This is a genomic window from Clostridium tertium (genome assembly GCF_902652255.1).
GTDB classification, from domain to species: Bacteria; Bacillota; Clostridia; order Clostridiales; family Clostridiaceae; genus Clostridium; species Clostridium tertium_A.
The window spans coordinates 75,938-96,087 of record NZ_CACRTO010000037.1 but is presented as its reverse complement, the minus strand read 5'-3'; the positions used below and the strand labels follow the sequence as shown (position 1 = coordinate 96,087).

18 protein-coding genes are annotated in these 20,150 nt (G+C 28.5%); 2 read left to right on the top strand and 16 right to left on the bottom strand.

Features of this window, described 5'->3' with window-relative positions; all coding sequences use genetic code 11:
- Nucleotides 1–194: 194 nt before the first annotated feature.
- Complete coding sequence (locus GPX08_RS12580; RefSeq protein WP_156627154.1) at nt 195–464, bottom strand: hypothetical protein; 270 nt, start codon at nt 462–464, stop codon at nt 195–197.
- Nucleotides 465–600: 136 nt separating this feature from the next.
- Here GPX08_RS12580 and GPX08_RS12575 point away from each other — a divergent pair, with 136 nt between their 5' ends.
- Nucleotides 601–1,509 (top strand): patatin, encoded by a 909-nt coding sequence (locus GPX08_RS12575; RefSeq protein ID WP_156627153.1) that lies wholly within the window; start codon nt 601–603, stop codon nt 1,507–1,509.
- Between the two features lie 160 nt (nt 1,510–1,669).
- Here GPX08_RS12575 and lepA read toward each other — a convergent pair whose 3' ends face one another.
- The 4 genes from lepA to GPX08_RS12555 form a co-directional block, all read right to left on the bottom strand.
- Entirely contained in the window at nt 1,670–3,475 is a 1,806-nt protein-coding gene (gene lepA / locus GPX08_RS12570; RefSeq protein WP_156627191.1) for an elongation factor 4, read from the bottom strand.
- A gap of 124 nt (nt 3,476–3,599) precedes the next feature.
- Nucleotides 3,600–4,094: a hypothetical protein gene (locus GPX08_RS12565; RefSeq protein WP_156627152.1), complete on the bottom strand. Its 495-nt coding sequence runs from the start codon at nt 4,092–4,094 to the stop codon at nt 3,600–3,602.
- Between the two features lie 60 nt (nt 4,095–4,154).
- Nucleotides 4,155–5,264: a stage II sporulation protein P gene (locus tag GPX08_RS12560; RefSeq protein WP_156627151.1), complete on the bottom strand. Its 1,110-nt coding sequence runs from the start codon at nt 5,262–5,264 to the stop codon at nt 4,155–4,157.
- A gap of 72 nt (nt 5,265–5,336) precedes the next feature.
- On the bottom strand, nt 5,337–6,311 hold the full coding sequence (locus GPX08_RS12555) for a GPR endopeptidase (RefSeq protein ID WP_156627150.1): 975 nt from the start codon (nt 6,309–6,311) through the stop codon (nt 5,337–5,339).
- A gap of 174 nt (nt 6,312–6,485) precedes the next feature.
- Between GPX08_RS12555 and rpsT the strand changes: the two genes are divergently transcribed.
- Entirely contained in the window at nt 6,486–6,749 is a 264-nt protein-coding gene (gene rpsT / locus GPX08_RS12550; RefSeq protein WP_156627149.1) for a 30S ribosomal protein S20, read from the top strand.
- 40 nt (nt 6,750–6,789) lie between these two features.
- Here rpsT and holA read toward each other — a convergent pair whose 3' ends face one another.
- The 11 genes from holA to GPX08_RS12495 all read right to left on the bottom strand — a co-directional run bounded on the left by holA (nt 6,790) and on the right by GPX08_RS12495 (nt 20,112).
- On the bottom strand, nt 6,790–7,821 hold the full coding sequence (gene holA, locus GPX08_RS12545) for a DNA polymerase III subunit delta (protein WP_156627148.1): 1,032 nt from the start codon (nt 7,819–7,821) through the stop codon (nt 6,790–6,792).
- Between the two features lie 15 nt (nt 7,822–7,836).
- Entirely contained in the window at nt 7,837–9,534 is a 1,698-nt protein-coding gene (locus tag GPX08_RS12540) for a ComEC/Rec2 family competence protein (RefSeq protein ID WP_156627147.1), read from the bottom strand.
- Nucleotides 9,535–9,556: 22 nt separating this feature from the next.
- Nucleotides 9,557–12,052 carry a hypothetical protein gene (locus GPX08_RS12535; protein ID WP_156627146.1) on the bottom strand — a complete coding sequence of 832 codons (2,496 nt, stop codon included), beginning with the start codon at nt 12,050–12,052 and terminating at the stop codon, nt 9,557–9,559.
- A gap of 156 nt (nt 12,053–12,208) precedes the next feature.
- Nucleotides 12,209–12,565: a stage V sporulation protein AE gene (spoVAE, locus tag GPX08_RS12530; RefSeq protein ID WP_156627145.1), complete on the bottom strand. Its 357-nt coding sequence runs from the start codon at nt 12,563–12,565 to the stop codon at nt 12,209–12,211.
- A gap of 15 nt (nt 12,566–12,580) precedes the next feature.
- Complete coding sequence (gene spoVAD / locus GPX08_RS12525; protein ID WP_156627144.1) at nt 12,581–13,609, bottom strand: stage V sporulation protein AD; 1,029 nt, start codon at nt 13,607–13,609, stop codon at nt 12,581–12,583.
- Between the two features lie 14 nt (nt 13,610–13,623).
- On the bottom strand, nt 13,624–14,094 hold the full coding sequence (spoVAC, locus tag GPX08_RS12520) for a stage V sporulation protein AC (RefSeq protein ID WP_156627143.1): 471 nt from the start codon (nt 14,092–14,094) through the stop codon (nt 13,624–13,626).
- Between the two features lie 193 nt (nt 14,095–14,287).
- Nucleotides 14,288–15,043, bottom strand: a complete 756-nt coding sequence (gene sigF, locus GPX08_RS12515) for an RNA polymerase sporulation sigma factor SigF (RefSeq protein WP_156627142.1) — start codon at nt 15,041–15,043, stop codon at nt 14,288–14,290.
- A 9-nt stretch (nt 15,044–15,052) separates the two neighbouring features.
- Entirely contained in the window at nt 15,053–15,484 is a 432-nt protein-coding gene (locus GPX08_RS12510) for an anti-sigma F factor (protein ID WP_156627141.1), read from the bottom strand.
- A 13-nt stretch (nt 15,485–15,497) separates the two neighbouring features.
- Nucleotides 15,498–15,833 carry an anti-sigma F factor antagonist gene (gene spoIIAA / locus GPX08_RS12505; protein WP_156627140.1) on the bottom strand — a complete coding sequence of 112 codons (336 nt, stop codon included), beginning with the start codon at nt 15,831–15,833 and terminating at the stop codon, nt 15,498–15,500.
- Between the two features lie 376 nt (nt 15,834–16,209).
- Complete coding sequence (locus tag GPX08_RS12500) at nt 16,210–18,498, bottom strand: AAA family ATPase (RefSeq protein WP_156627139.1); 2,289 nt, start codon at nt 18,496–18,498, stop codon at nt 16,210–16,212.
- Nucleotides 18,499–18,939: 441 nt separating this feature from the next.
- On the bottom strand, nt 18,940–20,112 hold the full coding sequence (locus GPX08_RS12495) for an MBL fold metallo-hydrolase (protein ID WP_156627138.1): 1,173 nt from the start codon (nt 20,110–20,112) through the stop codon (nt 18,940–18,942).
- Nucleotides 20,113–20,150 lie beyond the last annotated feature (38 nt).

Here is a 20,150-nt window from a genome sequence, read left to right as displayed (position 1 = left end):
CTGAACTTAGTATTAAAGCCCATCTACTGAAGCTTGCCTAAAGTAGATGAATCTATTAAAAATTTTAAAAAGCTACTAAACCAAGATTTTTGGTAGAATTCGCATTTACTCAGACAAACCAACAACTCTAAGGTCTAGTAGCTTTTACTTCACCAACAACTTCTAATTATTCAAAAAGCATTTTAAAACAACCTCTATTCTTCAAATAAATCTACATTAATTATGTTATGGAGAAGAACATCTCTCTGAACCCTATTAATCTTAGTATTAATGACTTCTCCTTCAAAATTTATTTGTAACCTTAAACTTAATCCATTCCTTTTTACTAATGTATCAAGTTTATTTCCATCCACTTCTACATTAAATACTCTTCCATCTTTTCTTATTAGTGTACCAGTTATTATTCCATTATTTCTTAAAGTCTTACCCTTCTTTTTTAAATCTCTAACCTTTACTTCTAACACAAATCCACCTCACTAAATTTACTTTACACATTAAATATATTTTAATTTTTATAATTTAATTACTTATATCTTTATATCAATAAAAAAACTTTTGAATATCATGATATAAAATTATTTATTCTTATAGGAGTTTAAATTGAAGAAATTTAGAATACTTGCTTTTGATGGTGGTGGTGTCAAGGGTGCCTTAAGCCTTGAAATCTTAAATAATATCCTAAAGAAATTTCCTAACTTCTTAGATAATATAGACCTTTTTACAGGTACTTCAACAGGATCAATAATTGCTACTCTATTAGCTAAAGGTTATGATTTAAAATCACTAAATCACTTATACAGTGAAAAAGAGGCTAAAAAGATATTTTCTCAATCAAGTCTAAACTTAATTAGACCTAAATATAAAAATAATAATTTAAAAGATATGATTGAAGACTATTTTCCTAAAAACTTTTTAATATCAGACTTTAAGAAATATATTTTCATACCTGCCTTTTACTTAGGAGATGAAAAAACAATTTCTTGGTATCCAAAATTCTTTAGCAATTTACCTAAAAGTAAAACCCGTAATACTAGTGTAATTGATGCAATTCTAGCCAGTTCCGCTGCCCCTACCTTCTTTCCTTCTCATAAAGGTTATATAGATGGTGGCGTAATTGCTAATTCTCCTACAGCTGTAACTATATTATCTATTTTAGAAAGCATGCCATCTTTAACATCAAAGGATATAGTTCTATTATCTATAGGAACAGGAGATAGCCCCGAAAGGATAAGCGGAAAAACTAATAAATGGGGAATAATCCAATGGTCCTTTCATCCATTCTCTAAAATGAAGTCCCCACTTCTCTCATTATTAATGGATGGAATGTCTAGCCTAGAAGATTTGTATTCAAAAGAAATTTTAAAAGATAACTATTTTAGAATAAATCCAAAGGTTCCAAAATTTATACAATTGGATAACTATAAACTCATTTTCCTTCTAAGACAAATAGGTAAATCTGCCAATACTGAAGATCTCTATAAATTTATAGAAAATATATATTTAAAATAAAATTTATTGTAACATATCTTTATTTTTCGATGTATAATAAAGTATATTAACAAAGGTTGATATACTAATACAATTACCACCTTACTCTTATAGTTATCTATCACAAAGAGGCTGTTGTTATGCTAATTTATAGCACTACAACAGCCTCTTTTGTTATATATTAGTCTACTTTTAATACAGCCATAAATGCTTCTTGAGGAATTTCAACTGAGCCCACTTGTCTCATTCTCTTCTTTCCTTCTTTTTGCTTTTCTAATAGCTTTTTCTTTCTAGAAATATCTCCACCATAACATTTTGCAAGAACGTCTTTTCTCATAGCTTTAACAGTTTCTCTTGCTATTATCTTTGACCCTACAGCAGCTTGAATTGGAACTTCAAACATTTGCCTTGGGATTATTTCTTTAAGCTTTTCAGCTATACCTCTACCTTTATCATAAGCTTTTTCTCTAGGTACTATCATAGATAAAGCATCTACAACATCACCATTTAACATAATGTCAAGCTTAACTAATTCAGTTTGAGTATATCCCTTAAATTCATAATCTAATGATGCATATCCTCTAGTTCTAGATTTTAATGTATCAAAGAAATCATATACTATTTCATTTAATGGAATATCATAATTTATAGAAACTCTAGTTGCTTCTAAATATTGCATGTCAATAAATGTTCCTCTTCTTTCTTGACATAATTCCATTACAGCACCAACATAATCTGAAGGAGCTATTATACTAGCCTTAACTATAGGTTCTTCCATATATTCTATTTCAGTTGCTTCTGGAAGGTTAGTTGGGTTAGTAAGTTCAATAACTTCACCATTAGTCTTTATTACCTTATATATAACTGATGGTGCAGTTGTAATAATATCTAAATTAAATTCTCTTTCTATTCTTTCTTGAATTATTTCCATATGTAATAATCCTAAGAATCCGCATCTAAATCCAAATCCTAAAGCAATTGATGTTTCAGGCTCAAAATTTAATGCTGCATCGTTAATTTGAAGCTTTTCTAAAGCATCTTTTAATTCTTGATACTTTGCTCCATCCACTGGATATATACCTGAATAAACCATAGGAACAGCAGGCTTATAACCTGGTAATGCTTCCTTAATAGGTCTATCAGCTTCAGTTATAGTATCACCAACTCTTGCATCTCTTACATTCTTAATAGAAGCTGCAATATATCCAACGTCTCCTGCACTTAATTCATTTATAGGTAAAGTTTTAGGAGTGAATACTCCAACTTCTGTTACTTCATAAACTTTATTAGTTGCCATTAACTTTATTTTAGTTCCTGGCTTAACTTTACCATCAAATATTCTAACGTAAGAAACTACTCCTTTGTAGCTATCATAGTATGAATCAAAGATTAATGCTTTAAGAGGAGCATCTTCATCACCATTCGGTGCTGGTACCTTCTCAACTACTGTTTCTAATACATCTTGAATATTTAAACCAGTTTTTGCTGAAATCATAGGAGCATCCTCTGCTTCTATTCCAATAATATCTTCAATTTCTTGTTTAACTTCGTCAGGTCTTGCTGATTGAAGGTCAACTTTATTAATAACTGGTGCTATTTCTAAATCATTATTTAAAGCTAAATAACAGTTAGCTAGAGTTTGTGCTTGAACTCCTTGTGTAGCATCAACTACTAACACTGCACCTTCACATGCTGCTAAACTTCTTGATACCTCATATGTAAAATCTACATGTCCTGGAGTATCTATTAAATTTAAAATATATTCCTCTCCATCAGGTCTTCTATAAATAAGTCTTGCAGCTTGAGACTTAATAGTAATTCCTCTTTCTCTTTCAATTTCCATATTATCAAGGATTTGCTCTTCCATTTCTCTTTGAGTAAGAGTTCCTGTGGCTTCTAATAATCTGTCAGCTAGGGTTGATTTCCCATGATCTATATGGGCTACTATTGAAAAATTTCTAATATGCTGTTGTCTATTATTACTCATATATAAAACTATTGCACTTAGGCAAATAGTCACTTCACCCCCATTATAAATTAAATCAAGGTAAATTATATCACAAAGCCTAGGTTATGTGTCAATATAAATGTTTGGTAGTCGTACTATTCATCTAATTATCCATACTTTCTAAATAATTATTAATAATATTATCTAATTCCTTACTGCTGTTATTAGAATTACTTTCATCTTTATTATTTTCCGTATTTCTACCTTCTTCAGTGTTATTACTTGATTCAATATCACTTTCTGACTTTTTATCGAACTTATTTATAATATTATTAAAACCATTATATATATATCCACCTAAGTTATATATTTGCTTTGTAACTTTATTATTTAAATCAACTATAAGCTCTTTGCTTCCAACTTTAATAGTTGGATTGTTATTATTGATATTGCTTGGTTCATAAATTTTCACTTCCGCATTATCTTTTATAAATTCTTGAAATTCTTCACCAAACTCTTCTTTTACTAATTCATAATTATCCTCAGTATTTCCAACTGGCGACAATGCTTTAGTATTTATAGTATTAATCTTAATAAATCCCAACATTATAATCAGAAAAAATACTGAGAGTCCTAGTATAACTTTCTTATTAAACAAAATGGCACCCCCTAGTTTTTATATCTAAAGGATGCTCAAAATATATATTTTTTATTCAGTTTATTTATTAAGATGCTCAGCAATTATTCTTGCAATATATTTACTTGTTAGTTTTGCTTCTTGTGCTGTATTTACATTAGATCCATCTTCTATAAGTATAAAATTATCACTTAAACTGTAATTGATAGCTGTTGCAGCTGGATTAATTTCATGGATATCTCTTATTAAACCTGGAAATAATTCATTTCCAATATTATATAGATTTTCAACAAATGCTTTATTGGCTTCATACCTACTACTATTAGGTGCAGTAACAAACATCATTTTTGCTAAATCTTGATCATTCATATTTACAGTATAAACATTTTTTAATTGTTCAGCTCTAGCACCATCAACTCCATCTCTATGAAGATCTATTATTACCTTAAAATCGCCATATTTATTCAAATATTTTTTAAGTGTTTCATTAGATCTAGCATAACTATCATTATAAGCTACACTATGATTAGTTTTATCATGAATTACAGAAATACCATAGCCTTCTTCTAGCTCTTTAGCTAAAACATCACCAACTCCTGATACATTAAAATCATTATCAGTAGTTAAGTTTTCTCTTTCGGAGTAATTTTCTGTAGTATGAGTATGAAGAATAAGTACTTCTGGCTTTGAATTATCTAAAGACTTCTTTAAGCTTGGATCATAAGCTGCACTAACCTTATTAAGTTCTGCAATTTCCTCTGGAGTCATTTTAGCTATACTATTATTATTTAAGGAAAATGGGGTTAGCTTGCTAATATTAGTTCTTAAAGAATCATTTCCTAATATGCTATTAAATAAACTTATTTCCTTAGCAACTATGCTATATCCATTTATACCTCTTATACCTAAGGCTTCAAGTACAACATTTTTTAAAGAAAGGCTATTATCTGCATATTGAGCCTCATCATATATTTGTGTTTCTACTAAGGGAACAGAAAAATTAAGCATTTGTACATATGCAAATCCTCCTCTTTCCCCATAATTATTAATAACACTAACCGACCTTATTAAAAAAATTATAAACGCTATTATAATTATCAAATATCCAACGCTAAAATTATTTTTACTAAATCCTGAACTCCCACCCCTTTTTAAATTTTTTCTAGGTAATTTTTGACCTAAAGAATACATGCAACTCCCCCTTCCTTTATTATTTATATTAGGAGAGTTACATAATTATTAATAAATTTATAAAATAATATTCTAATTCATAAATTTATTAATATCTTCCATATCAAGGTTAGGCTGTATAGCCATATTTATCCCATTAGCAATTATTTTAGATAAAGATTCAATTACAGTATCCACTTCTTTAGGAGTTACCATCAAATCACCAAATGAAGGATTTAATATTTCTCTAATTAAGTTACTTTTTTCAATTTTATCTACAGAACTTAACATTTTATAAAATTCTGTACCGCTTTTGGATTGCTTAGATAATTCATCTAAAACTAAATCTATAGTATCATTAGCAATAGTTGCTGCATGAACTACTGTAGGAACTCCTATAGCAATTACTTTAACACCTAAAGCTTCTTCATTTATTTTCATTCTATGATTGCCAACTCCTGCTCCAGGAGATATACCACTATCACTAATTTGGATCGTTCTATTTACCCTTTCTAGCTTTCTTGATCCTAAAGCATCTATGCATATTACAAAGTCTGGTTTAATTCTATCTACTAATCCTTTTACTACTTCTCCAGTTTCTATTCCAGTAATACCTAGCACTCCCGGTGAAATACAACATACAGGCCTAACTGAATCATCTATGGCATCAGGCATAACTTGCTTTAAATGTCTTGTAACCATAATTTTTTCAGTAACTCTTGGTCCTAAAGCATCTGGTGTAACATTCCAATTTCCAAGACCTACTATTAAAGCAGTTTTTTCTTCTGGTACATCTATTAGTCTTACTAAAACATTATCAACAACCTTTGCAACTTTATCCATAGTTTCACCATCATAATGTGTAATTTCTGGGAAATCTATAGTTATATAATTTCCTTTTGGTTTACCAAGTTCCTTACCTGCATCATCACTTTCAATTGTTACTGTAGTAATCTTAATATCATCTTCAAACTCTTCATCTACTATAACACCATCAAGTTCTCTTTTATTTTCTTTAGTGTACATATCACGTGCTTCAATAGCTAAATCAGTCCATACATTATTCATAATTACCTCCATAAAAACTATTATCCCTTTTATTTTTCCTTAATGTTTCAATTTAATACTTGAACTTATAAAGTTTCAATGATATAATCTAGTATGTTAAAAACGAACTCGAACGCAGATTTCCCCAGAACTGCAAAAGAGACCCTATAAAATTATTAAGGGGGTGAATTTGAAATGGCAAACATTAAATCAGCAAAAAAGAGAATAAAGGTTACTGAAGCTAAAACTGCTCAAAACAGAATGATTAAGTCAGCTTTAAAGACTGCTGTAAAGAAGTTTGAAGTAGCTGTTGCTGCAAATAACGTAGAAGAAGCTAACGTTCTTTTCCCTAAGGCTGTTAAGGCTTTAGACATGGCTGCTCAAAAAGGAGTATGTCACAAGAACATGGTAGCTAGAAAGAAATCAAGATTAGCTGCAAAGTTAAACGCTATGGCGTAATCAAATAAGAAGCCGACCCTAAGGTCGGCTATTATTTTATCTATTTTAGCATAAATATTTTAAAAATCATTAATTCCATTTCCATATTTTTATCAACACCTGAAGTCTTTAATTTATTTTCTGTATCTAAACAAATCTTCATTAAAGCTTGTAGTTGCTTTACAGTAAATTTATTACATTGATTTATTAATTTCTCACAAACAAAGGCAGGTAACTTAAATTTTCCTGATATACTATGAACATTTTCTCCATTTTGAACAAGTATCTTTATTTCATATAGTCTTTTAAAGTTATTTGCTATATTTGATATTATAAGCATATGCTGATCACTTGTTGAAAGTAAATCATTAAGTAACTCTAAAGTTTTTTCTACTTTTCTTTGAGAAATAAAATCTATTAAATCAAATATATCATCCTCGCTAGAATTTAAAATCAGCTTATCTATATCTCCTCTAGTAATTTGTCTCCCATTTGTGTAGGATATTATCTTATCAACTTCTCTTTTTATTATATCGAAGTTATGCTGAACTTTTTCCGCAAAATATCTAAGTTCTACTTTTCCTATATCCTTACCTTTTTCTTTAAATATCTCTTCAACTTTTTTATAATATCTATCCTTTTTCAGCTTATCAAAATACACTACCTTAGTTACTTTTTCTAAAGCTCTTATCTTGCTACTTTTCTTAGGTGTATCTCTTTTATCATTAAATAAATAATACATTACTAAAACAGTGTATGAAGGTAAATCCTTTAAATAATTTAAGACTTCATTATATAATTTAGTTGAAGAAGCATCACATTTATCCTTAAGAAAATTACTTCTATACACAACTACAACCTTATTTTCTCCCATAAAAGGCATAGTTTCACAGGCGTTCATAATATCTTCAAAAGTAGTAGTCAATCCATCTAACCTTATGTAATTTAAATCTAAAAGACTCTTATCTATAGACTTATCTACGATTAAATTTACTCCTTCTTTTATTAACTCTTCATCTAAGCCACAAAATATATACGAATTTTCTATTTTACCTTTTTTAATTTCACCTTCTAGAACATCAAAATCTATCAATTTAATCTACCTTTCTTAATTAAAAACTAAAACGTCATTATTAAACAATATTATCTTACTATAGCTACTATATTTGCAATCTATTATATCATAATTAGAGGTGATTTTCCCTTTGGATAAATTAATTAAATATTCTTTATTATCATAATTTAATATTAAATTATTTTTCATTTTATATATCTTAACATTTCCTTTTAGTTTAACAATTTTAAAGTCCTTATTTATATTATTAGAAAGTGAAATCTTTTTATATTTTTCAATATTAACACCATCTTTCAATAGAAATACCTGTCTTTCTCCTTTATAACTAATAGTCATTACACCATCTTTATAATATTCCATTTTAGGTATAGGACTGTACATATTAACCATAAGATAAACTATAAATATAAAGTTAAAATAAATTGCTCTTTTATGCCCATTCTTATAAAAGTAAGACGATATCATAACAATTATATAGGCTAAAGCTATTAAATCATTAAGATAGAAGGATTTTGGTAAAAATAATAGTAATTTTTCTGATAAATAGTCTATTCCTAAAGTTGAATAATAAAGAAGGAAACTTAAATAATTAAATATTAGAGGTATTTTATAGAATAGAACTATAATATTTCCTAATATAACTACAACGTTTATTAATGGAATTAATATTAAATTCCCTAGTAAAAAGCCTATAGAAAATTCTCTAAAATATAGAATCATGAGCGGGACTGTAAAAACTTGTGCAGAAAGTGAAATAGCTGCTCCCTCTCTTATTGACTTAGGCAATTTATATAATTTTTTATTTAAGCTTTTATTAAAAATAATTATTCCTAAAGTAGCTAGAAAACTTAGCTGAAAGCCTATTTCAAATATACTGTAGGGCTTATATATAATTAGTATTATCCCTGCTAAAGATAAGGAAGCTACTGGATTGTAATTTCTTCTAACCATTGGTGCCAAGCTTAATATAAGTAACATTATATAAGATCTCACTGTTGATGCAGCTGCTCCAGTAAAAAGCACATAAATTACTGAAACAACAATTGCTGATTTTTCTCCAAGTAACTTTTTTAGTATTGAGTATACAAGAGCCATATGTAGTCCAGATACAGATATAGCATGTAATACCCCTAAATTCTTCATTATATCTTCATCTTCTTTATCTAAGAACTCATCATATCCAAAAGCGATAGAAGTTACTAATGCTGCCCTTCTTCCCCCTATTTTTTCTTTTATCTTATTAAATATATCTTCTCTAATTTTAAAGAGCCTTCCTTTAAAATCTAATGGCATTACTTCTATACTTTCTATAGTATAATCACCTACGATACCTTTTTCTATATTAGCATCATATCTAAATTCTCCTATAGCATTTACTCTCTTCCCAATACCTGTATCACTTATATCTCCAAATAAATATACTTTTCTACCATCTATTTCACCAAGGCCTCCGTAACTATAAACTTTCAATATCCTTACTTCTTCTCTCTTATCAAACTTTACATTATAATAAATAAAATTGCTTATTATTGGTATTATTAAAAATAAAGATAATAATAAATAAAGGTAGCTTTTTTCATTAATTGACCTAAAAATATAATAAATAAAAAAACAGCTAACAATAATAATTGCTAGCCATTTATTTTTAAAGAATAATAAATACGAAATTGATGATAAAATAAACGAAATAAAAATATGAAGTAGTATATTTTCTTTGTTCTTATTATACAAATGGCTCACCTCATTTAAAGTCTTACCATTTTCTAATAATTAAACCTCCTAATAAGAAAATAAATAATAACCAAGCTGATATTATTAAAATTATAGGAGTAAATGTTACTTTATATATAAATATTACTGCTACTATAGATAAAGCATATACTAATATTGAAATTAACAATAATTTAAGTGCATTCATGTTGTTTTTTGAGAATATTTTGCTATTAATTATAGTATCTATAATACTCATTCCACCTAATAAAAATAACACTACTAAGCTATAACTTTCTTTTAAGAAGTAAATTGCAAATGATGGAATTATAATAAACATCAATCCTCTTAGTATTAATTTTTTATTACTATGCCCATCCTTGCCATAAAGAGCATTTATTAAAATTACTGGAGTTGCTATAATAAAGTTTATTAATGCTAAGTAATATTCTGCCTCTAATTTCCCTGATGTGAACAAGTATTGGAAGTTAAGCATTAGGATTTCTGATAATACTATTAAAGTATAAAAAACAATCCCTCTATTTATACCACCCTCTACTTCTCTATATCTCTTTCTTAAATTGAAAAATGCTTTTATGCTACTTTCTTCAGTATGAATATCAGCAATTTTTCTAAGTAGCATTGAAAAGTTTTCTTTTGCTATTCCAACTTTAGCTAAACTTACTAAAGATAAATCCCCTAAAGTTTTTCCTTCAGCAACAAAATTATACCCATCACTATTATATAAAGAAATTATCTTGTTTTTAAGTTCAGGACTTATCCTACAATAAATTCTCGCCTTAGAAACTATATTTATTAATTCCTCATCACTTACTGACTCTAGCTCAATTCCTGATGTAATTTGGTCTTCATTAGAAATAAGACCAATTTTCCTCCCAAATACTTCTGCTTGAAACTTATTATCTTCAGTGAAAATAACTGGTAAAATTCCAGCATTTAAAACATCATTTATATCATCTGGAGCGTCTTCAAACAATGGATTTTCTAAAGCAATAATTCCTACAAATACTAAATTACTCTCTATATTTTCAAACTGTGAAGGCTGATAATTAAAACTTCTATAAGCAAAACCTTCAGTAACTAACCCCTCTTTAGAGAAATTTAAATCAGCAAGTTTTATTTTAATTATATCTTCTGATGTTAACTCTCTCTCAATTCCATTAGTAAGTATATGTGTACAGCAGTTCAAAATACTTTCTAGGTTTCCTCTAGAATTAGCCCTATATCCTCTTTTAGTCTTATTTACTGTAGTAATTATATCCTTACTCGAAGATCTAGGAAGTTCAAATTTCCTTCTATTTGCCACATCCAAACTTCCTTTATGTATTGAATTATCCATTCCATATCTAGCATAAGCTATTTCATGCATAGTACCCTTAGTCCAATTATTATCATTATTGCACTTTGCATTATTACATATAATAGAAATATCTATAAGTCTTCTTAAATTAATATCGCCTGTATCTATTTTGTTAGAACTATATATTTGCTCATTAGTATATAGCTTGTCTACATATAGCTCATTTTTACTTAAGTTTCCTACTTTTTCTAAGAAGAAAATCTTAACTTTATTAGATAGCTCTAAAACTGAAAAATTATTTAATTCAATGTTATCTTCTTCATATGTCTTTTTTCTTATAGCTTTTCCATAATAAATTATTATGAAAGGTATTAATATACTAACTATTGAAAATACCCCTTGCGCAAGAAGTATCATCTTATCACTGAACTTCCCTGGGAAAATTAGCATTAGATTAGCTTGTACCAATATAAGGCATAAAGCAATATTTAATATTTTATTTTGTAACCTCTTTACAGTTAAATCTTTTTTAACATTTATATTATTTATTATTTTTACTAGCTTTCCAAGTTGTGTGTTGTTTCCTACTTCAACTACTACACCTTTCCCTTGTCCATCCTTAATAACAGATCCTCTAAAAAGCATATTACTAATTTCACCAATGCTACTAACCTCATCTTCTAACTTAACAGAATACTTTTCTTTAATGAAGTTATCCCCTGTTACGCCTCTTTCATCTACTTTAACGCCCTCTGAATCAATTATTCTAATATCTGCAGCTATTATAGAGTTTTTTCTAAAATATACTATATCTCCTCTTACAAGAGATTCTGCTTCAATTAATTTTTCAACCCCTTCTCTAAGAACCAGAACTTGAGTAGTATTTAAATTTTGAAGAATCTCTATCTCTTTTTCTTTAAATACATCATGATATATCTTCATTATTAATATAGATAAAACTAAACATGTTGTTATTATAGCCATTGAATAAAATTTATAAAATAAGAAAAAGCCTATAACTAATATAAATACATATAAATACCTTTGTTTTAATAATTCTAATATTAAATTTAATAATCCCTTTTTATATGGAAGTGAAAGCTTATTTCCTTCTTTTTCTCTTCTTATATTACATTCAACCTCATCTAGACCTTTATGTACATCACTTCCTAAATTTTCCACTGCATTGATCCAAGTATTATTATAATAAGCCTTCATTACACTTCTCCTTTCTTAAAAATGATAAAATTACCAATATGAATCAAATTATCTATAAATTCTCCTTTAATATATTTTCCTAAAGAGTAAATAAAAACAATCTAACACTTATAGTATAAATTGTTAAATTGTTTTTTAAAAGATTTTTTTTATATATTAACTTTTTGTCTTAGGATTAAATATTAAAGCCATAAGATATCCAAAGAAAATTGCAGCTGTTATTCCTGCCGCTGTTCCTGATATTCCTCCTATAAAAGCGCCTAAAAGTCCTTGCTCTTTAACAGCCTTTATAGCACCTTTAGCTAAAGAATTTCCAAAACCAGGTAAAGGAATGGTAGCCCCTGCCCCTCCTATTTCTACTAACTTATCATATATTCCAAAGGCTCCTAGTATAACTCCTGCTGTAACAAAAATAACCAATATTCTGGCAGGAGTTAATTTAGTTGTATCCATTAGAATTTGTCCTATAACACATATAATACCGCCAACTATAAATGCACTTACATAAGTCATAGCACCGTCTCCCTTCTATTCATTAAACTCTATTGCAACTGCATGAGCTATTCCCGGAATGCTTTCTCCTTGTAATGAGGAAGTAGTACTCATCAATGCACCTGTTGATACTAATAACATATTTTTCAATTCTTTTCTAATCATCTTTTTATAAAAATATCCACATGAAACTACAGCAGAACATCCACATCCGCTACCACCTGAGTCAGTTTTTTGCATTGTATCATCATATATCATATCTCCACAATCAAAGTAGTTTTGTCTTATATCATAACCATATTCTAATAATAGTTTACTTATAATTTCTTTACCAACCTTCCCTAAATCACCTGTAACTATAGCATCATAATATTTAGGTTCTCTTCCTGTATCTTTAAAATGCATAGATATAGTATCTACTGCAGCAGGTGCCATAGCTGCTCCCATATTGTTAGGATCCTTTATTCCATAGTCCTTAACCACTCCTGTTGTTATATATGTAACCACAGGAAAATCCCCTTCTTTTGCTAAAACCATTGCTCCAGCACCAGTTACTGTCCACTGAGCTAACGGACTCCTTTGAGCTCCATATTCTAATGGAAATCTAAATTGCCTTTCTGCCGAACTAAAATGAGATGATGTTGCTGCAATAACATAGTCAGCAAAACCTCCATCTATCATCATAGAAGCAACACTTAATGATTCTGACATTGTAGAACAAGCTCCATACAGTCCAAAAAAAGGTATATTAAGCTTTCGTGCTGCAAAGGATGAAGATGTTAATTGATTTAATAAATCTCCAGCAAAAAGATAATCTATATCTTCTTCATTTAAATTTGCTCTATTAATAGCAGAAGTAATAGCAGTATATATCATTTCACTTTCAGCTTTTTCAAAACTCTCTTTTCCAAATAAATCATCATTCAGTATTTCATCAAAATATCCACCTAAAGGACCTTCGCCCTCCTTTGGCCCAACTATTGAATATGTACTCACTATTTTAGGTGGATTATTAAGCTTAACCGTTTGTTTTCCAACTTTTTTAGTAGTATCATTATTGCTCATAACTTTCACCTTTCTTATGTAAATAGTTGAATTATATAATAAATAACTCCTACTATTACTGAGCTACCTATTCCATAAACTAATACCGGTCCAGCAATTGTAAACATTTTTGCTGCAACTCCAAATACAAACCCTTCTCTTTTAAATTCTATCGCAGGAGCAACAATTGCATTAGAAAACCCTGTTATAGGTACTACAGTTCCTGCCCCAGCAAAGGTTGCTATCTTATCATATATTCCAACTCCAGTTAGTAATGCTCCTAAGAATACCATTATTATAGGAAGAAGCATTTTTATCTCATCTTCTGGAAAACCATAACTTATCATCAACTCTTGAAAGATTTGACCTAATGTACAAATAGCTCCTCCAACTAAAAAAGCTCTGGAACAATTTCTAGCTATTTTAGGTTTTGGATTAGTTTGTTCAGCAATAGTCTGAAACTTCTCTTGTATTTGCTTCTCTGTAGGCCTTTTTTTCTTTAGCATAATAATTCTCCTTTCAAATATTTATAAGTTTATTATTCCACTTTATACAAATATAACACTGGAATTTAATTGCAAAATTAAATAAATCTAAAAAATAAATACCAAATTACTATAAATTAGCAAGATACTATTTATAGTAATTTGGTATTTTATTCTACTTAATTCAACAAAATTTTCATTTGAAATAAACATTTTACTCTTGTAGCTTTTCCTTCATAATAACTAATACTTTCTTCTCAATTCTAGATACTTGAACTTGGCTAATCCCTAGAAGCTTAGCAACTTGTACTTGAGTTTTATCCTTAAAGTACCTAAGCATTATTACTTGTCTCGATTTACTATCTAAGCTTCTTAGTGCCTCTTTTAGTGCAATCCTATTAATCATATCACTATCATCTTCGCCTTTTTCACTTAATTTATCTATAAGTAAAACTGGTGCTCCATCATCCTGATGAATAGTATCATAAAGATATTGCATATTTACTGAAGATTCTATGGCAAACATAATCTCTTCTTTTTCTACTCCTGAGTATTCGGATAATTCATCAATAGTAGGCTCTCTATCTAATTTTTTAGTTAAAGCTTCTCTATCAAAATGAAGCTTCCTAGCTAATGTTTTTACGCTTCTACTTACTTTAATTATTCCGTCATCTCTGATAAATCTTTTTATCTCTCCTATAATCATAGGAACCGCATAAGTTGAAAACTTAACATTAAACTTGTCATCAAAGTTATTAATTGCTTTAACTAAACCTATAGACCCTATTTGGAAAATATCCTCATAGTCATAGCCTCTATTAAGAAATTTTTTGCTAATGGATGAAACAAGAGGTAAATTCATTTCAATAACCTTGTTCATAGCCTCTTGATTACCTTCCTTGGCTAGAGGTATTAATTGTGAATTTTCTTCGTAATTATACACCTCTTTTCTCATACTTCCATTTTCCATATATTTCACCTAACTTACTGTATCAAATTTCTTTTTCATAATAACTTTAGTTCCTTTTCCATCTTCACTTACTACTTCTAAATTATCCATAAAGGATTCCATAACTGTAAAACCCATTCCTGACCTTTCTAACTCTGGCTTAGAAGTATATAATGGCTCCATCGCTTGTTCGATATTATCAATGCCTTTTCCAAAATCCTCTACAATTATTGTTATTTCATTTCCAGAAATGCTAGCCTCTATTCTTATTATTCCCTCTTTTTTGTTTTCGTAACCATGAATTATAGAATTTGTTACAGCTTCTGATACAGCAGTTTTTACATCTGATAGTTCCTCAATAGTTGGGTCTAATTGAGATACAAAGGCAGCTACCGCAACTCTTGCAAATCCTTCATTTTGAGATTTACTCATTAACTCTATACTAATTTTATTATCCACCATTTTAAACCCTCCACTAAATATTCATTATACCTTCATCAACATTTCTATAAACATCAATTAGCTTATACATACCTGAAATCTCAAAAACCTTGTTTACTGATTTGTTAATTTCAACTATACACATCTTTCCGTCTCTATTTTTCATTTTCTTATGTCTCCCTATTACTACCCCTATACCTGAGCTATCCATAAAAGTAACCCCGCTAAAATCTAATATAACTTTTTTTATGTTATCTCTATCTATTCTGTCATCTATCTTTACTCTAACTTCTTCAGCACTATGATGATCTAACTCTCCCATTAAACTAACTATTAATTTATTCTCTACTTTGTCAAACTTTAAATACATACTTAAACTCCAAAGTAATAACCTTAGAGCCTTCACCTCCTCCAGATAAATTTCCACTCTTTTCCATAATTTTAACATACTATTTTATTCATAGTCAAACACAATTATGTAATATACTGTAAATTTATCTTTAAATTATTAATATAAATTTATTTTTCATAAAAAGATATTAAACTATATCACAAAGATAGGTTTATAATTTAAAAATTAAATTTAATATCAACTAATAAAAAAACCCTCTGTCTTTAAACAGGGGGTTTTTCAATAAACTTAAAGAATCAAAAAATTTTAAAGATAGCTTTTCAGCAACTTTATTTAATACTCTTTAAGAAATTGCTTTCTAAATTCTTAATTTTCCATTCTTTTTTATTCTTAATTACTTTTTATATTTATATATTTCATTTTTAATACTTAAATAAAACTCTTCCAAGGTCTCATTTTCATCTAGTAATAATGTTTCAATAGCATCATCAAGACTACTCATCGTATAAACATTGAAGTCTCCAGCTTCAATAGCTTCCTCTACTTCTGGTATCAATATCAATTCATCAATATTAGATGATGGTATTAATACTCCTTTATTTTTGGCATTATCTATCATCAGACACACCCTGAAAAATCCCTCTATCTTCTCATTTACTCCTCCAATAGCTTGAACTTCACCTAATTGGTTTATTGAACCTGTTACAGCAATATTTTGCTTTATTGGTCTTTTACTAATAGATGATAAAATGCAAATTGCTTCAGCAACTGAGGCACTATCACCATCTATTATTCCATATGCTTGTTCGAAGCTTAAATAGAAATCTACAGGAATATCATCATAGGGATCAATAATACTATTAAATAAACCTTTTAAGATATTTATAGACTTTTCATGAATTTTCCCACTTAATCTACTTTCTTTATGAATATCTATTATTTTGCCAGTACCTTTATGAGAGACACATGTTATTCTAAGGGGTTTTCCGAAAGAGTAATATCCATTATTAATAACAGATAATCCATTGATAACTCCTATTTTTTCACCTAATACAGAAATTAGTATTTTTTCTTCTTTATATAATTTATCATACTCCTCTTCAAACTTTTCTCTAGAATATACAACAGCTCTAACATCATTAGAGTCTATTATATCTCCATTCTTGCTCTTAGCCGCATCATTTGATAATATTAAAATCTTATCTATCTCCGAAATATCTACATTTACCTTAGTTTTGCTATTTGCTTTTCTAGCAAGATATTTTATTATTTCTTTTTCTGCTTTTTCAGAGATAGGTAGTAATAAATTTTCATCTATTTTTTTACTAATTAATCTTTTAATATATGACACTACATTATAATTAGATTCTACTATGGGGTAAAACTCTGCCCTTAGCTGAAATAGTTTCCCAAAGTCTTCATCTAAACTATATAAACTATCATAAGTCTCCATATCTCCAATCAAGATAACCTTAACATTAATTGGAATAGGCATAGGTTTTAATGTATTAATAGAAATAACATCATAATAAGCCTTAGAAATATCATAAGTGATTTTACTAGTCATCAATGCTTTTTTTAAATGATAATATGCATAACCATTACTAGCTAAGGTATTCATCCTTAATACTAAACATCCTCCATTAGCTCTTAGTAATGAACCGCTATTAATTAAGGATATATCTGTTGTGTAAACTCCACTATGATTTTCGAATTCTAAAAAACCCATTAAATTATTAATACTTGGATCTTCTTCAAATATCACAGGTGGAGAGCAACTTGAACTATTATCTACTAATAAGTGAATATTATATTTATTTATAGCATCATAAATCTTTTCTTCATCATCCTCAAGGCTCATAGTATATGAATTTATTATTTCCTTTTCAACTAATAAAAATAGTTTTTCAAGATATTCATAAGCATTATCGTCATCAATAAATTCAAATAATATCTTATCCTTAATAGACTCCATTTCCTTAGATAGATAATCACTGTATATCTCTTTTATCTTAGTTATAGAGCTTACCTCTATTTCTTTTATCTTTCCAAGAGCTACTTCAGCTTTTTTCTTTAAAACAGTAGCTTTTGCAACAATACTGTCTTTTTTATTTTTTTCTAAAGTATCATACTCTTTTTCGCTCATTGCCTTACCGTTTAATAATGGTATAAAAGCAAAGCCTTTACTAGTAATCTTTACTTCAAAATTATCTTTCTTAGCTACTTCCATTAATTCATTAATATAATTATTTCTTTTACTCTGTACTTCTTCTATTAGTTCATCCTTTTCATCTTCAGAAGATGTATTATAAAATTCCTCAACTATATCAATATAGCCATCTCTAACTTCTTTTAATGCTTCAACTAATTTCTTTCCGCTTCCATTAGCTACGAAAAGAACTTCTGGCTTTTTATAATCTTCTAATATAACATAACAAACATCGTTAGGAGGTGGTAAATACTTATACTGCTCCTTTATATATGCTATAAGCTTTTCTAATTTCTCTTTTGAAAATGAATCTATTAAATAAATGTTGTAACCTTCCTTCTTTATATTAAGAGCTCTTCCTATCTTTTCATATTCTGAATCTAGTTCAGGAATAGTAGTAACTGTTCCCTTTTCTTCTAATTGCTTGAATTCAAAATTAAACTTCACTTCATCAAAAGTTAATTTTCTAATCATAATATTCCTACCTTCAAATTGACTTAGCAATTCAAAAAAAGCAGTTCCCCCCTTTATTAATTTATTTACTATATAAATATTCTTATGAGCCTCAATAGGGAATAAAAAAAACAAATAAATTCATTCATATCCATATTTCTATTAATAATCTACATTAATCTGAAATTATAAAATTAAAATTTAATAGAATATCTATTACAACTTATACAAATATAGTCTATTATATGAGTACTTCTAAAAACTCATACCATAAAAAATGAAGAATGAAAAATGAAAGAATTAATGTAATAATTTGTTCAAATTACTTGAATATAAATAGGAGCTATTGTTTTAGAGGATTTTAATCCACTAAAACAATAGCTCCTATAAATCTAAATTGTTATAAAATTTTATATTATATAGTTATATTTATTTCACAACTACCTTTTTGCTACTTTCTAATTACATTAAAGAGATAAATTTTTCTACTGCTTCATCAGCATTCTTATAATCCTCTTCTGATGGTACAAAACAGAATGATAATCCTGGATCTACAGTCTTTAATTTTAGATCTTTAAGTCTAGCTGTTAACATTTTTACTCCTTCTCCACTCCAGCCAAAGGATCCAAAAGCAAGTGCAGCCTTTCCTCTATTCATTATAGGGCTAACATGGGATAATAAATCCCAAGAAGGCTTAACAGCATCTTGATTTATAGTAGGTGACCCTATCATAAATCCTTTTGCTTTTTCAATCTTTGCCATGCTTTCTTCTAATGGTAAAGAAGTTATTTCTGTTATGTCTGCTTTATAACCTTTTTCTTCTACCTTTTTCTTTAAGTATTTAGCCATTTCTTCTGTATTTCCATAAGCAGTAATATAGAATATTTCTACCTTCTTATCGTCCACTTTTTCTTCAGTAGCCCATTCTCTATATAGATTCAATATCTTGTCGATATTTTCTATATGAACAGGACCATGGCTAGTTCCTATACAATCAAACTCTAAACCTTTAATCTTTTCAAGTCCCATTAATACAAATCTCTTAAATGGTCCCATTATACAATCGAAGTAATATTTCATTTCAACAAAGTAATCTTCATTTAAACTTGAAACTATACTTCCTTCTGGACAATAGTGTGAGCCTGTAAAATCACAAGTAAATAACATATTTCTTTCTTTTACATAAGTGAACATAGTATCAGGCCAGTGTAAATTTGGAGCAGTTATAAATTTAAGAGTAGTTTCACCAAGGGATATTTCTTCTCTAGCTTCGATATACTCGAATTCTCTATTCAAAATGTTTTTTAAATAAGTTATTGCAGCCTTTGTTCCAACTATCTTTATATCTGGGTAATCTTCTATTAAATTAATTAAAGATCCACTATGATCTAGCTCTGTATGCTGAACAATAACATAATCTACTTTTTTATCTCCAATTACATTAACTAAATTCTTTTTAAATTCATCATAAAATCCTGTTTTTACAGTATCTACAACTGCTACTTTCTCATCATTAATTACATAAGAGTTATAGGTTGTTCCTTTTTTTGTTTCCATTATTATATCAAATATTTTTAGATCTGGGTCTTTAACTCCGACCCAATAAATGCTATCTTTTAACTTTTCCTGTGACATATCCCTACCTCCAACTTCAATTAGTCCTTCGTATCACT

Excerpts from the sequence above, each read along its gene's own strand:
- GPX08_RS12510 (WP_156627141.1), bottom strand. The coding sequence starts at position 15,484 with ATGGTGGATAATAAAATTAGTATAGAGTTAATGAGTAAATCTCAAAAT.
- GPX08_RS12495 (WP_156627138.1), bottom strand. The coding sequence starts at position 20,112 with ATGTCACAGGAAAAGTTAAAAGATAGCATTTATTGGGTCGGAGTTAAA.
- sigF (WP_156627142.1), bottom strand. The coding sequence starts at position 15,043 with ATGGAAAATGGAAGTATGAGAAAAGAGGTGTATAATTACGAAGAAAAT.
- GPX08_RS12560 (WP_156627151.1), bottom strand. The coding sequence starts at position 5,264 with ATGTATTCTTTAGGTCAAAAATTACCTAGAAAAAATTTAAAAAGGGGT.
- spoVAE (WP_156627145.1), bottom strand. The coding sequence starts at position 12,565 with ATGACTTATGTAAGTGCATTTATAGTTGGCGGTATTATATGTGTTATA.
- lepA (WP_156627191.1), bottom strand. The coding sequence starts at position 3,475 with ATGAGTAATAATAGACAACAGCATATTAGAAATTTTTCAATAGTAGCC.
- spoVAD (WP_156627144.1), bottom strand. The coding sequence starts at position 13,609 with ATGAGCAATAATGATACTACTAAAAAAGTTGGAAAACAAACGGTTAAG.
- rpsT (WP_156627149.1), top strand. The coding sequence starts at position 6,486 with ATGGCAAACATTAAATCAGCAAAAAAGAGAATAAAGGTTACTGAAGCT.
- spoIIAA (WP_156627140.1), bottom strand. The coding sequence starts at position 15,833 with ATGTATTTAAAGTTTGACAAAGTAGAGAATAAATTAATAGTTAGTTTA.
- spoVAC (WP_156627143.1), bottom strand. The coding sequence starts at position 14,094 with ATGCTAAAGAAAAAAAGGCCTACAGAGAAGCAAATACAAGAGAAGTTT.
- GPX08_RS12500 (WP_156627139.1), bottom strand. The coding sequence starts at position 18,498 with ATGATTAGAAAATTAACTTTTGATGAAGTGAAGTTTAATTTTGAATTC.
- GPX08_RS12555 (WP_156627150.1), bottom strand. The coding sequence starts at position 6,311 with ATGAATAATGTATGGACTGATTTAGCTATTGAAGCACGTGATATGTAC.
- GPX08_RS12535 (WP_156627146.1), bottom strand. The coding sequence starts at position 12,052 with ATGAAGGCTTATTATAATAATACTTGGATCAATGCAGTGGAAAATTTA.